At 44.5% G+C, this 14,793-nt stretch carries 11 protein-coding genes; 2 read left to right on the forward strand and 9 right to left on the reverse strand.

Annotated features, from left to right (window positions below; all coding sequences use genetic code 11):
• Positions 1 to 49: 49 nt before the first annotated feature.
• The 7 genes from ACDZ28_RS03685 to xylA all read right to left on the reverse strand — a co-directional run bounded on the left by ACDZ28_RS03685 (position 50) and on the right by xylA (position 11,440).
• A complete protein-coding gene (locus ACDZ28_RS03685; protein WP_042131062.1) occupies positions 50 to 1,807 on the reverse strand; it encodes an ABC transporter substrate-binding protein in 1,758 nt (585 codons plus the stop codon).
• A 151-nt stretch (positions 1,808 to 1,958) separates the two neighbouring features.
• Positions 1,959 to 2,864, reverse strand: coding sequence for a carbohydrate ABC transporter permease (locus ACDZ28_RS03690; protein WP_042131063.1), 906 nt, complete (start codon positions 2,862 to 2,864; stop codon positions 1,959 to 1,961).
• A 65-nt stretch (positions 2,865 to 2,929) separates the two neighbouring features.
• Complete coding sequence (locus ACDZ28_RS03695) at positions 2,930 to 3,865, reverse strand: sugar ABC transporter permease (RefSeq protein WP_231574304.1); 936 nt, start codon at positions 3,863 to 3,865, stop codon at positions 2,930 to 2,932.
• A gap of 781 nt (positions 3,866 to 4,646) precedes the next feature.
• Positions 4,647 to 6,191 carry a response regulator gene (locus tag ACDZ28_RS03700; RefSeq protein ID WP_375104017.1) on the reverse strand — a complete coding sequence of 515 codons (1,545 nt, stop codon included), beginning with the start codon at positions 6,189 to 6,191 and terminating at the stop codon, positions 4,647 to 4,649.
• Positions 6,188 to 7,975, reverse strand: a complete 1,788-nt coding sequence (locus ACDZ28_RS03705) for a sensor histidine kinase (protein ID WP_042131066.1) — start codon at positions 7,973 to 7,975, stop codon at positions 6,188 to 6,190. The genes ACDZ28_RS03700 and ACDZ28_RS03705 overlap by 4 nt, the downstream gene beginning before the upstream one ends.
• Before the next feature lie 250 nt (positions 7,976 to 8,225).
• Positions 8,226 to 9,722: a xylulokinase gene (gene xylB, locus ACDZ28_RS03710; RefSeq protein WP_375104018.1), complete on the reverse strand. Its 1,497-nt coding sequence runs from the start codon at positions 9,720 to 9,722 to the stop codon at positions 8,226 to 8,228.
• A 401-nt stretch (positions 9,723 to 10,123) separates the two neighbouring features.
• Positions 10,124 to 11,440 carry a xylose isomerase gene (xylA, locus tag ACDZ28_RS03715; RefSeq protein WP_042131068.1) on the reverse strand — a complete coding sequence of 439 codons (1,317 nt, stop codon included), beginning with the start codon at positions 11,438 to 11,440 and terminating at the stop codon, positions 10,124 to 10,126.
• A 378-nt stretch (positions 11,441 to 11,818) separates the two neighbouring features.
• Here xylA and ACDZ28_RS03720 point away from each other — a divergent pair, with 378 nt between their 5' ends.
• Together ACDZ28_RS03720 and ACDZ28_RS03725 are read left to right on the forward strand one after the other, a co-directional pair.
• Entirely contained in the window at positions 11,819 to 12,979 is a 1,161-nt protein-coding gene (locus ACDZ28_RS03720; protein ID WP_375104019.1) for an ROK family protein, read from the forward strand.
• A gap of 201 nt (positions 12,980 to 13,180) precedes the next feature.
• Entirely contained in the window at positions 13,181 to 13,381 is a 201-nt protein-coding gene (locus tag ACDZ28_RS03725) for a hypothetical protein (RefSeq protein WP_042131070.1), read from the forward strand.
• A 142-nt stretch (positions 13,382 to 13,523) separates the two neighbouring features.
• Here ACDZ28_RS03725 and ACDZ28_RS03730 read toward each other — a convergent pair whose 3' ends face one another.
• Complete coding sequence (locus ACDZ28_RS03730) at positions 13,524 to 13,757, reverse strand: glutaredoxin family protein (RefSeq protein ID WP_042131071.1); 234 nt, start codon at positions 13,755 to 13,757, stop codon at positions 13,524 to 13,526.
• Between the two features lie 72 nt (positions 13,758 to 13,829).
• The gene (trxB, locus tag ACDZ28_RS03735) at positions 13,830 to 14,771 is read right to left on the reverse strand and encodes a thioredoxin-disulfide reductase (protein WP_042131072.1); all 942 of its coding nucleotides are present in this window, start codon (positions 14,769 to 14,771) and stop codon (positions 13,830 to 13,832) included.
• Positions 14,772 to 14,793 lie beyond the last annotated feature (22 nt).

The following is a 14,793-nucleotide window of genomic DNA, read 5'->3' on the forward strand; positions in this document are numbered from 1 at the left end:
GACTTCCCGCCATCTTCATGCTTTTATTGTATTAGCCGTGATTCAGCAATTAATCATTCCAAAGTTTCACGCGTTGTTTAACCAGCTCTTCACGTAAATCTTCGGCTTTTGTTACACCAGCTTTATCAAGCTCAGCCATGTAGGCATCCCAAACTTTATCGAAATCAGCCGGTTTGGATAAGATTGCTTCTGGAATTCGTTTCCATGTGATATCTTTCAGCTTGTTGTCGAGAACGACAATTTCGCTATCGCCAGGAATCGTGATATTCCATGCCGCACCCCATGGTTTAACTTTGAAATCATCTTCACTTGGGAAAAGGTCTTTCCAAGTTGTTGCATTATAAGCAGCAAGTGTTTCTTTTTCAACTGCGTTGTAACCTACAGTTACTTGCTCTGGGAAGCGAGTTGTATAGTAGTTTCCAGTTGGGTCCAATACACCGTCGCCATAGTGAGCGCTAAGCAATGCGTAGTTTGATCCGACATTGCCAAGTCCTGTTTCTTTTTGGAAATTGGTAGTGTCATTATATTTACGGTTGTTTACATCTTCAGGAATGACGCGTTTGCCATCTACAACGTTGTAGTGCTTGCCTTCAATACCCCAGTTAACCAATACTTGACCTTCGTCGGAAGCGAGGTAGTCCAGGAATTTAATCGCACGAACTGGATCTTTAGCATCTACGCTGATCCCAATACCGTTACCACCCATGAAGCCTGTAGGCCAGAAGGAAGTTTCTTTGTACTCCTCAGACAAGGTTACAGGATAGTGTCCATATCCTTGATCCAGCTTACCTTCAGCTTTCAATGCTCTTTCTCCATCGCCATAACCCCAGTCTTGGTCAATCAGACCAATAACACGGCCGGTAGCGATTTTTGCTTTGTACTGGTCATACTTTTGAACGAAGCTTTCCGGATCAAGTAATCCGATATCGTTCATATGGTTGAGCCAGCGGAAATATTCCTTCTCAGCAGGACGACGGAAGTGATACGTTACTTCTTGTGTGTCGATATCAATGGCATATTCACCATCGTCAGGGGAGCCTGTTGTAGTGAAAGCCGGGTTAGTTACTGTAATGTACATGTACCAATCATCTGCATTCAGCGTCAGACCGATGTTTTTATTACCATTTTCATCCGTTGGATGTTTTTCCAGGTAAGCTTTGATTACGTTCTCATAATCTTGAACCGTTTTGATTGCAGGATAGCCAGCTTCTTTAACCGCACGGTGCTGTAGTTCAAATCCGCCGCCAGCATCAAAATATTTGTTATCCACACCTGCATAGGTAGGGATAGCATAGATCGCATGATCATCGTCACTGTAACGTGAGCGTTTCAGGCCTTCTTCGCCCAATACTTTTTTGATGTTCGGTGCATATTTATCAATCAGGTCTGTCAGATCGAGCATTGCTCCTGCATCTACCAGCTTACTAACGTCAGTCTTGGCACTGATCAGATCCGGATAATCACCGCTCGCTGCGATTAGTGCTACTTTTTGAGCAGGGTCACCCACCGCGTATTCAGCATTTAAGGTTACTCCTGTTTTTTCTGTAATTACTTTACCTACTTCATCTTGCATACCTGTCCAGTTCGGGTTAGGGTCAGCACTGAAGAAAGTCATCGTGAGCGGAGAAGTATCCTCAACCGCATTGGCCGAATTAGCCGTATTCTCCTTATTAGTTGCATTTCCTGCCGCATCTCCAGCTGCATTATTGCCGTTGTTACCACCGCAGCCTGCGAGCATGCCAAGCATCATAATAGAAGTGAGTGTAAGTGCAGTTGCCTTAGCTTTTATTTTTCTATTATTCCCCATTAAATAAACCCTCCTTAAAATTGTTTATCTATCGTATCACAGGTGAATTCCTGTTAATACTCGTCCCAGCTTTCCAAAAGGAAAAGAAAACGGATACAAAATACTCTTAAAACTTAGGGGAGACTAAGCTCCCCTGTAACTGAAATTGCGATTAGCTCTTCACAGCGCCAAGTGTCATACCTTGAACAAAGTACTTCTGAATGAACGGATACACCAGCAAGATTGGCACGGTTACGACAATCGTAATCGCCATTTTAATAGACTCTGGCGAGACCTGATTAGAAGCTAATGAAGCAATGTTGGAGCGGTAATCGCCTCCGTTACCACTAGTTGTACTCTGTAGAACCTTCATCAGTTCATATTGTAGTGTTGTCAGATGAGGGCTCGAGCCATTATACAAATACGTATCAAACCATGCATTCCATTGACCCACTGCTAGGAACAGCGCGATTGTTGCTAGCGCCGGCTTCATCAGCGGAAGGATAACACGCCAGTAGATGGTAAAGTCATTAGCTCCATCTAGCTTCGCCGATTCTTGCAGTGCATACGGCAGGCCGTCAATGAAGGAGCGGATGACGAAGACGTTAAAGGCACTAACCAGTCCAGGTAATACATAGACTGCAAAGCTATTCATCATATGGAGATCCTTGATCAGCATGTATATTGGAATCATTCCTCCAGAGATATACATGGTCATCGCCAAGAATGTGGAGACGAACTTGCGGCCTGCAAAGTCAGGGCGACTGATCGTGAATGCTAGCATTGAGGCACTAATCAGTCCGAACAACGTACCAACGACTGTCCGCAAAGCGGATATTTTGAACCCGGTAATCAGTCCTGAGAAACTGAAGATTTTCAAGTAATTGTCCCAGGTAAATTCCCGAGGATAAATGGTGATACCGCCGCGCACACTATCCACTGAATCATTCAGCGAGATCGCAAGCACGTTCAAAAACGGGTAGATCGTGATTACAACCACGAACAAGATTACAAAGTAAACAATGAAGTCAAAGATCCGGTCTGACCACGACTTTCCGGTGATAGCTGTGTTTCCCACTGTAACGCTCTCCTTTCAAGAAAAGGGCAATTTTGCTGCCACGATTGTTAGAAGGGCCCTCTGTATTACAGAAGGCTCTCTTTAGTTGTACGTTTGAAGATTCCATTAATCGTAAACAGCAGGATTACACTGATCACTGAGTTGAATATATTGATCGCGGTACCGTAGGAATATCTCGCCATGCCTAGTCCATATTTCAGAGAATACAGATCCAACACTTGAGAATAGTCGGTAACGAGGTTATTTCCAAGCAAGAATTGCTTCTCAAAGCCGATATTTAGCAAATTACCGATCGACATAATGAGTAGCACTGTAATCGTCGGGCGGATACCAGGAAGAGTAATATGCCATACCTGGCGGAGCCTGCTGGCACCGTCCACTCGAGCCGCTTCGTACAGTTCAGGTCCAATACCCGAGATGGCCGCAAGGTAGATGATCGCATTCCATCCGGTTTCTTTCCAAACATCAGATAATGTAACGATTCCCCAGAAGAGATGGCCCTGAGCCATGAACTGGATTGGCGAGTCTATAAATCCAATTGTTAACAAGAGATCGTTTACAAGACCATTTTCGCTAGATAACATTTTAGTTACAATTCCCGCTGCAACCACCCATGATACAAAGTGAGGCAAATACGAGACGGTCTGAGCAAATCGTTTAAAAAATCCAAGACGCAATTCATTGAGCAATATTGCAAATGTTATCGGAAAGATAAAACCTGCGATGAGGCCCATTCCGCTCATCGCCAGCGTGTTACGTAGTGCCAGTAGGAATTGCGAATCGCTAAACAGTGTCTTAAAATGTTCGAAGCCTACCCATTCTTGTTCAAAAAAGCCGCGTGCGGGCTTGTACTTTTGAAACGCCATCGTCCAGCCCCATAATGGGAGATAACTGAAGACGAATGCCCAGATCACAAAGGGTATCGACATCATCCACAAATACTTTTGATTCTTAAAGCTTCTCCAAAACCGTCCTCCTGAAGCAGGCTTTTTGTTGCGCATTCGGGTGTCCGGCGGGATTTGAGCAGTTACTGTGTCCGCTTTCATAAAGCCCCTCCTCTCTATGTCATAATTCTAAATCTTTGTAAGCGATTGCAGTACCCTATAAATTCGACTTAAAATCAGGTGAAAATTAGAGATTTTTGTCCGTGGTGAATTCTCATTTCGACTCATCGACACAGGGGGGCTAATGCTGCTGGCGTCTGCATTATTCTTTGAATTGGACTCCTAAAAACACTTTGCTTGCTGGATATTAGTCACTACGAGGAATGTCGAACTTTTGATCGCTGGTTCTTCGAAATTTCTAACTAGGCTTCTGGTAACCAGCCACTACGCGGAATATTCGGACTTCCGATCGCTGTTATCCTCAGATTTCCTGATTTGAACCGCTTCTCGCGGTAGAAATCCGAGGATAGCATATGCTTTCGAAGCTAGCTTTTCTACGAAAAGCTTTCGGGCGAACGCTCCGCTTCTACAGTTCCAAATATTCCTCTTCGTTCTTCTACCAGTCGCCCTTTTAAAATTAGAAGCTATCAACGCTTCTACAGTTCCAAATATTCCTCTTCACTCCGTTCCCAGCAGATGTTTAGAACCCTGATTCTAAAGAAAATGCATTAACCCTTCACCCGCATAAGCTTAAGCTGGTGTCTATTTAACTACATTAATACTTCAACACGTACAATTGGTGGGAGTAGGGAAAACAAAAAAAAGACCCGTGGACTGAAGTTCAGAAAACCGCCTGAACTCAGCCACGGGTATAACAGACAAGAACACCACACCAACCTTAAATGCTTTTACGATAAGAAGTTGGTGAGATTCCTACATATTTACGGAACTTAGCGTTGAAATAATCGGGGTTCATATACCCAACCTTCTCGGCTACCTCATATACTTTCATTCCTTGCGTCAGAAACTCTTTCGCCTTCTCAATCCGCACTTTGTCCACGTACGTATTAAAGTATTCTCCTGTGGTGTTCTTAAACATCTTACCTAGATAAGCGCTGTTGTAGCAGAATAATTCGGATAAGGTCTCCAGCTTTAGGTTCTCATTGTAGCGGCGGTTGATGATCTCCGTGATCTTCTTAATTTCATTTCCGCGCCCACTGGTCATCTGACCCGCAATTTCTTCGAGAAATGAGACAGCCTGATCCTGCAAATCGGACAAATAATAACTTTGATAGAGTTCCCCTATTGGTGGGGAGTGCTCTGCTGCATAGGTACGAATTTCCGGATACGTAGGCTCCAGACGGGCCAACACAGTACTAAGAAGTCTAACAAACGTCTCCTTAATTCGTAATTCGTCACTGCCCGCGGCTATAAGCTCAGCACAGATGGTCTGCACGATCGGTCGAATCGCGCTCAGACTTCCGGTTTCTACTGCAAGCAGCAGACGACTCTCCGTCTCCGGATCATCCTCCGTCTTCTCCTTCAACTCCATCAGAAGTCCTGAAGGATCTGTATTGATGAGGATCTCCTTCTTGAAGAAGAATGCGCGTCTAAGCAACTCCCGTGCTGCATTCAATGATTCTCCCGCCATTTCAGGCCGAGACACCACTCCCCCCGCTGCTGCAATGAAGTCGTATCCCTTTTGTTCTATCGTTGCAGATAATCCCTTGTATAATTCTTCTCGCTTGCTCGCCCTTTGATCCGGATCCTTCATAAGAATGCCCAAATACTGTGACAACGTAAAGAATGAAGCATTAGGATCATTATTAAACTGCTGTTCCATCACTGTTTTGATTCCCCGGAGATCCTCATCATTTACACCAGCTGTTTTTCTTAGCTCAATGAGAATAACTTCGTAGTTTCCCTGTTCCAGTCCTAGTGCATCCACATGTCTACTAAGGTCTTCCATCTCCAGTTCTTCCTCTGAAGTTGGCTGCAGTAGCGCCCGAAGTAAAGTTTCCCTGTTACGAGCGGGCTCCTCCTCATTCCAGTCACTGAACCGCTGCTCCTGATCGATGGTTTCATGCAGCTGTTCCAGACATACGATCATCTCATCTTCATCGACTGGCTTCAGTAAATAACCGTCAATCCGATAACCAATCGCTCGCTTTGCATATTCAAAATCTGCATGTCCACTCAAAATGAGCACATGACTTTCGGAGCCCTCTTTGCGAAGCTCACTAATCATTTCCAAACCATCCATACCAGGCATACGAATATCAGCAACTATTAACTCTGGATAGAAGGTATGATACTTTTCAAGCGCTTGCAAACCATTAGCTGCTGTAGCTACCACCGTATAACCAAGCTTCTCCCATGGGATCAGACTTCGTAGTCCTTCCCGCAGCTTCGGCTCATCATCGACAATCATCACTTTTATCATAGATTGTTGTCCTCCATTGGTATGCAGAAGAAAATAACCGTTCCTACATTAGGTCTACTCTCAATAGTTAGCCCATATTCTGCACCGTATGATAGTTTTAGCCGGTCGTGGACATTACGAAGTCCAATTCGCTCACCTTCACGCTCTTCCTGGTGCTCAAGCGTTTTCAGTAATTTCTCCAGCTTAATTGGAGATATCCCTACTCCGTTATCTGTAATCGTAAATTTAGCGTGATCCCCAACTTGTACAACTTCCACCGTCACAAATGCTCCTTCCATCTTATTATCCAGTCCGTGGATTACTGCGTTCTCAACAAGTGGCTGAATAAGGAGTGGGGGCATATAAAGAGATTCAACGGCAGGGTCTACAGTAAATTGATATTTCAACCTCTCCTCATAACGGAATTGCTGAATATCTAAGTAACAACGTACCACTTCTAATTCCTGACTAAGCAAGATCTTACTTCGGCCTGCCTCTAGATTACTGCGCATCAATTTACCTAGCAGACGTACCACACGAGCAATTTCCACTTGCCCCTTCATGTGAGCCTCCATCCGAATTGCTTCCAGTGCATTGAACAAGAAATGCGGGTTGATCTGGCTTGCCAGCATTTTGAATCGTATATCATTTTGCTTTTGTTCCAACAGACTATTCTGAGCATTGGATTCCTGTACCTCATACATCAAATCATTAATGCTGCGTACCATGGAATTAAATTGACGAGCTAACAGGGCGATTTCATCCTTGCCATCAATCTTTAATGCCGTATCAAAATCCCCGGTACTGACTCGATTAATATGTCTACTTAAATGCAGCAAGCGTCGTGAGAACAACGAGGAGAAGCTATATATTATTAAAAAGGCCAATAGAACACTTATCGCAACCACAGTAATCGAAAGCTTAATCACTTGATTGGGTTCTTTAACTATACTTTCTATAGAAAAAACAGAGATAATTCGTAGCGCATTTCGGCTGGCTTGCGGTTTAAGCTCCTCGATCACAATTTTGGAAGCTTCACCATCTACTACGGCTTCATAGCTCCCACTTCCCTGCCCCAGGAGCTTCGTATCAAAAGAAACATCCGCCAGCTTTTTGCCTGTCCGATCTTTCCGGTTCGCTGCAATGATATTGTCCTGATCATCGACAATCATGGTATCAAAAGATTCCTGGCTTAGAATGGATGCAAGCTGCTGACTGTTCACATTAATAACGAGTACACCTATTTTGCTGGAGCCCTCCAGCTCAATTTTGCGAACAAGACTTAAATAATTCCGCTTATCACGCTCATCTTCAATATATTCCCAACCGACAAGACTATCGTACCGCTGTGCTCTCTGATACCACTGGCTCTCCTTAATCTCAGATGAAGGATTGATCAGCTCCCAGTTGTTAAGCAGCGTAGCGTTGTCAGTGTACAAGCGAATGTTGGATATATCTTTATACAACCTTAGATACTCACGCATATCTGAATAATCGCGGTAAGCTTCCACGACATCATAAGTGCTAACATACTGACGTATGGCAAGTTTCTTCAACCGTGCGTCATTGCTCAAGCGATATGCGATATCTTGAGACACACCGATAACTTCTTCCGTTCTTTTCTTTACCCGATCTACGTTGATTGAAGCTTGCTCCAGTGCGCTCTGGAACGCCATGGTCCTCATCTCAAATGTAAGATAACCGCCTACCAGTAATACCGGAAGTAACGTGGTGAGTAAAAAAGCAAGCAACAGCTTATTGCGGATTTTGATGTCATTCAACAGCTTAACAATCCATTGGAACATGGCCTTCCGCCCCCCAAAACCTTCACTATCTCCTACAGCATCTAACTCTGCTCTGGAGATACCCCATACTTTACAGAAGAACAATAGGAACGGCAACCATTTCGAATACAGCCTATCCTCATATTCATAGACGAAATGGTCATAAAAAGGTCCTCCGCCATATGCGAAAGACCCTTTTCATCAGACATATCAAGCATAAACGCCTTTTGCATCCTTATAAGGATGGTAAGCGTTTAAATACAATGGCACTTTATTGGCGGTATGCAGCCAGCTTGTTATTCAGTTCACGAGTCTGACCGTAGACTTCCTGATAGAGGTTGAATAAACCGTCATAGATTGCCGCTTGCTTTGGATCTGGTGTATACACATCCGCAGGACGGATGAAGGCTTCTGCACATGCACTAAGGGATGCGAACCATCCGCTTCCATAAGCTGCCAACATCGCTGCTCCCATGGCCGGACCTTGCTCACTTTCAAGCTTCACGATGGATGCATTGAAAATATCTGCTTGCATCTGGAGCCATGCCTCATTTTTAGCCCCGCCGCCGATCGCAATGATTTCTGTAATTTCTTTGCCTGAATCACGTACAATCTCGATGGATTCACGTAACGAAAAGGTAATACCTTCTAATACGGAACGTGTAAAATGAGTCAATGTATGCCCTGAATCCATACCAATAAAGCTTCCGCGAATATTCGCATCTGGATGTGGTGTACGTTCTCCTACTATATAAGGTGTAAAGAGCAGTCCGCCGCTACCCGCTGGAATGGAAGAGACTCCATTTAGCAATTCATCAAAGCTCTTGTCTGCCGCAAAGGTTTCTTTGAACCATGTAAGGCTATGACCCGCAGCTAGAGTAACACCCATGATATAGTAGGCATCCTTTTCACCATGGTTGAAGAAATGGACTTTACCTTCGAGATTTAAATCTTTGTTGCTCTCATAGGAAAGAACCACGCCAGATGTACCAATACTGCACATCGTCCGGCCTTCGCCTAGAACCCCTGCTCCAAGTGCTCCACATGCATTATCCGCACCACCAGCAAATACCTTTGTTGATGATAAGAGACCAGATGCTTCAGCAATATCCGGCAATAACGTTCCTGTCTGTTCAAAGGACTCTACCAGTCTAGGACAAAGGGAAAGTGGAAGTTCAAAAGCTTCAGCAATTTCAGCACTCCACGTTTTAGAACCTACATCCAATAGAAGCGTTCCAGCAGCATCAGAATAATCCATCGCATAATCACCAGTCAACCGGAGACGCACATAATCTTTTGGTAAAAGGAACTGGTACGCTTGTGATAATACCTCTGGCTCATTCTCTTGCACCCATAGAATTTTAGGAAGCGTGAAGCCTTCTAACGCACGGTTTCTAGCGACCTCAATAAGCGTTGCTCCAAGCGTCTTCTCTATTCTTCTGCACTGTGCAGTAGTACGTGTATCATTCCAAAGAATGGCCGGACGAAGCACTTGACCTTCCTTATCCACTAGTACCAATCCGTGCATTTGCCCGGAGAAGCTAAGACCATCAACTTGCGATGGATCTATGCCCGATACTTCGATTAGGCGACGAAGGCTGACCAGCGTTCCTTTTACCCAGTCCTCTGGATTTTGTTCGCTCCAGTTCGGCTGTGGTCTGCTTAGCGGGTAGGATTCAGAATGCTCAAAAGCAACCTTGCCCTGTGGGTCCACTAGCACAGTCTTCACTGCGCTAGTGCCCAAATCTACACCTATAACGTATTTCATTTTTGACCTCCTAAAAGTTTTGTGAGCATAGGCTTCATTGAATTACTTCGAACAAAACTTACTTCGTAAGCATCCACTTAGTTTTATGGAGCTTAGCTACTTGATTCTCTTCGAAATAAAACTTACTTCGTAAGCATCCTGCTTAGTTTTGTGAGCATAGGCTTCATTGAATTACTTCGAGCAAAACTTACTTCGTTAGCATCCACTTAGTTTTATGGAGCTTAGCTACTTGATTCTCTTCGCAATAAAACTTACTTCGTAAGCATCCTGCTTAGTTTTGTGAGCGTTTCTAGAATTTCTTTGTACAAAAAAGGAGCTGCCGAAGAATGCTCTCTTCAGCAACCCCCGTTGCATTTGTTCAAACTGGAATCAAAGCCTAAGCTTCAAGCTCCCTGTAAATCCTACTCAGCCAAAATGTATTGGTTAAGTGTAGCTCTCAAGTATTCTTGACGTCCGGATTGGTTAGGACGTGGGTTCTCATTGTTCAAAGCATATTCAGCCAAGGAAGCCAGTGTTGCTTTGCCGGATACGATATCCGCGCCAACACCTTCATTGAAGCTGCTGTAACGTTTTTCAACGAAATCTTCGAATACGCGATCTTCGATCAATTTAGCAGCTACTTTCAAGCCTTTTGCATAAGTATCCATACCAGCGATGTGTGCTAGGAACAAATCCTCAGGCTCGAAGGAAGGACGACGTACTTTAGAGTCAAAGTTGATACCGCCTTTGCCAAGGCCATCATTCTTGAGTACTTCATACAGTGTGAGTGTTGCATCGTAGATGTTAACTGGGAATTCATCAGTATCCCATCCGAGCAATGTATCACCTTGGTTAGCATCAAGCGATCCGAGCATGCCGTTGATACGAGCTACACGAAGCTCATGTTCAAAAGTATGACCAGCAAGTGTAGCATGGTTAGCTTCAAGGTTCAGCTTGAAGTGCTTGTCGAGGTTGTATTTTTGCAAGAATGAGATCGTTGTTGCTGCATCGAAATCATATTGATGTTTCGTAGGCTCTTTTGGTTTAGGCTCGATCAGGAATTGACCATCAAAGCCGATTTCCTTAGCGTAATCTACAGCCATGCTGAACAGACGAGCAATGTTATCTTGTTCAAGGCCCATATCTGTATTCAGCAACTCTTCGTAGCCTTCACGGCCACCCCAGAATACATAGTTGCTAGCGCCTAGACGTTTACCCACTTCCAGACCTTTCTTCACTTGTGCTGCTGCATGTGCGAATACATCAGCATTTGGAGTGGAGCCTGCACCGTGCATATAACGTGGGTTAGTGAACATATTAGCTGTATTCCACAGCAATTTCTTGCCGGAAGTCTTCATGCCTTGTTCAAGGATATCAACGATGGTGTCGATGTTGCTGTAGAATTCACGCAAAGAAGCGCCTTCTGGTGCGATGTCCACATCATGGAAGCAGAAGTAAGGCAGGTCCATCTTATCCATAAATTCAAAAGCTGCTTCAGCGCGAGCCTTAGCTTTGTCCAGACCGTTCAATTTGTTCCAGCTACGAATAGCTGTTTCAGCGCCAAACGGATCGGAACCGCCAGCAGTTAATGTATGCCAATAAGCCATTGCAAATTTCAGATGTTCTTCCATAGTTTTGCCGGCTACGACTTCTTTAGGATTGTAGAATTTAAATGCAAAAGGGTTGGTGGAACGGCTTCCCTCGTAAGAGATTTTGTTCACTGTCTCAAAATAAGCCATTGTGTAATCCTCCTCAAATTGTACTTCGCCCGCAAGCGTTTACAGGATCATCTTAACACATCTTTTGGACTTTGTATATTGGTTAAACAAAGTTTTGATAAGTTTTTTTCGTCCATTTTTTGGAGCTCTGTCTAGCTTCCTCTCTCCGCTTCCCAATTATAGGAGATCTATCTTGGAAAATTTCCTCTAGACGCTATGTATTGCAATTTCCAGCACATCACTCTAGACTAAATGGCATACAACAAATGGGAACTATGCCAAGCTAAAACGCCTTTAGCGTCCTTTTAAGGACGGGGTAAGCGTTTATGCGAGAATTATAAGGAGAAAGTATACCGTGAAGCTTATACTTTCTTATAATTTAAGAAGGATGTGTGATTTGTGAAGGTTACTGGAGACCAAGCGCTGGTCAAAAAAATAAATAAATCTATCGTACTACATACCATTCGAAGACACTCTCCACTCTCGCGCGCGAAGGTTTCAGAGATGACCGGATTGAATAAAGCTACTGTGTCCAATCTGGTAGCTGAGCTGTGCACGCAAGAATTGGTAACTGAAGTCGGACCTGGGGAATCAAGCGGCGGCCGTAAACCGTTAATGCTGCATTTCAACGCAATGGCTGGCAGTGTAATTGGCATAGAACTGCGGGTAAAGCAGCTAACAGCAGTCTTATGTGATCTGAGTGGGGGCATTCTTTACGAAAGCGATTTCTCCTTAGACAATCATGATCTCCCTTACGTACTGGAACAAATGAAGAAGCTTATCTCCGGCTTGATTGTCAGCGCTCCTGAATCGCCTTATGGCATCGTCGGTATCGGAGTAGGTGTCCCCGGCATGGTCGATGAAAATGGTGTTGTACTCTTTGCTCCCAACCTTGGCTGGGAAATGGTCGACCTGCGGGCGATACTGGAAGCTGAATTTTCTGTCCCAGTCACCATTGATAACGAAGCGAACGCAGGCGCACAGGGAGAACTCAACTTTGGTGCGGCAAGAGAGGTAAGGCATCTGCTTTACATCAGTGCGGGATCAGGGATCGGATCAGGAATTATTATTGGTGGAGAGCTATACAAGGGTGCAAGAGGATATGCCGGTGAAACCGGACATATGACGATTGAAGCACAAGGCAAGCCTTGCAGTTGCGGCAGCCGTGGCTGCTGGGAGTTATATGCCTCTGAGAAAACCTATGATAATCCCGACCTCCCCCTCCCTGCCCATACTACGCCAGAGCTGGTTCGTTATGCGGCTGGGGGACAAGAAGACGCCCTTCGTCACTTCTCAACGATGGGTGAATATCTCGGTATCGGGGTGACCAATCTAATCAATAGCTTCAATCCAGAGCTTATTGTAATCGGTGGAGCATTGTCTGAGGCTGAAGAATGGCTAGGTGAGCCGCTGCGCCGGGTTGTAGCTGAACGTACTCTTCCTTACCACAAGCAGCAACTCGAAATCACATTCTCTAAGCTCGGCAGCCGTGGAACGATGATCGGTGCAGGTTTCTCTGCCGTTATGCAATTCCTAGGCGACATTCGAGTGACCCTATAATTATTAGTTTGATGGATCAATTGTGTTCATTCACTGAACATCTTTATAGGCGAAAATTCATAAGACAAATAATTGACGTAAAATTGACGCATTTGAGTGAATCAAAAGTGCAGTAAAAGGAACAGAAATCCTATATAATAAAGGCTAAGCTAGTGTGACATTTATCACTACAACCCTTTTTTTGAAATGGAGAGCGAGTCCATGACCTATGTTGATACGTCTGATATCTCGGCACAGATGTTCATCACTGTGTTGCTTTTTCTGCTCATTATTGCCCCTTTGATCAGCCTCGGTGTGCTCCGTTTTTTTCAAGCTAAAAAGAAATCAGGATTTATTCTTATTGGCAGCGGCGCTGCTGTATACGTACTATTTCAGATCATTACATCTTTCACTCAAACCTAACTCTACTTCTAGATCTACTTTCATAAAAATAGTCTGCGCACTAAAGCGTCAGACTATTTTTTGTATACTTAAAGATCATAAAAAAGACCGCCTCCTGATCGGAAACGGCCCCTTACAATGTCCTTGCGGAAATCTTATTTACTTAAACAGTCGCCAGTGCTTTGTCGAACTGAGTTTTGTTCATGCCCACAATTTTATGCTCACCGATAACAGTTACAGGAATAGCTCTCATTCCCATGTCCCATACTTGCTGCGCAAAATCATCATTCTGCTCGACGTTGCGTTCTTCGTAGGAAACGCCTTTTTCGCTAAGAAAGCTCTTAACCTGACGGCAATGCGGGCAATTTGTTGAGGTATATACAATAACCTTCTCCATGGTATGACCTCCTCCTATAAAAGATATACAGTGAAGATATCTAATGTAGCATTGAGTTTTTTTCAAACCAAATTATAGAATGACTGCACTGTGCTCCAAGCTTTCGATATATTTCTCAGCATCCATAGCTGCCATACATCCACTACCTGCTGCAGTAATCGCTTGTCTGTAACGAGTATCCTGCACATCACCACATGCGAACACGCCTGGGATATTGGTTTCGGAAGTGCCTGGGTTCGTCATGATATAGCCATCCGCATTGGTTGTGATCTGTCCACCTAAGAAAGAGGTGTTCGGGTGGTGACCAATCGCAACAAACACGCCGCTTGCTTCGATGATTTCTTCTTCTCCGGTCTCATTGTTAAGCACTTTTAGACCATTGACGCCTCTGTCGCTCGAAGTCACTTCCAGTGGAGTGCGATTTAGGTTCCAGTCTACTTTAACATTAGCACGAACGCGATCCTGCATGATCTTCGAAGCACGCAATTCTCCACGACGATGCACCAAAGTTACTTTGGAAGCAAAACGAGTCAAGAAGCCAGCTTCCTCAAGTGCGGAATCTCCGCCACCAACAACCACGATCTCTTTATTACGGAAGAAAAATCCGTCACAGGTAGCGCAGGTGCTTACACCGCGTCCCACATTATCTTGCTCCCCTGGGATACCGAGGTATTTTGCCGTAGCGCCTGTGGAAATGATCAATGTATCTGTAGTAAGAACGCCCATTCCTTCAACATTCAACTTAAAAGGACGCTCTCCAAGTTCTACACTGTTCACCCAGCCCGTACGGAACTCCGCACCAAAACGTTCAGCTTGTTTACGCATATTATCCATCAAGTCAGGACCCATGATGCCTTCAGGAAATCCAGGGAAATTCTCCACTTCTGTTGTAGTGGTCAATTGTCCACCGGGTTGGGGTCCTTCGATTACTAGTGGGTTCAAATTGGCACGAGCCAAATAAATAGCGGCGGTTAATCCTGCCGGTCCAGTTCCAACAATTATTGATTTATACATATCTATGTCCTCCTTGAGCTAG

It is taken from the genome of Paenibacillus sp. RS8, from assembly GCF_041956825.1.
Lineage (GTDB): Bacteria > Bacillota > Bacilli > Paenibacillales > Paenibacillaceae > Paenibacillus_AQ.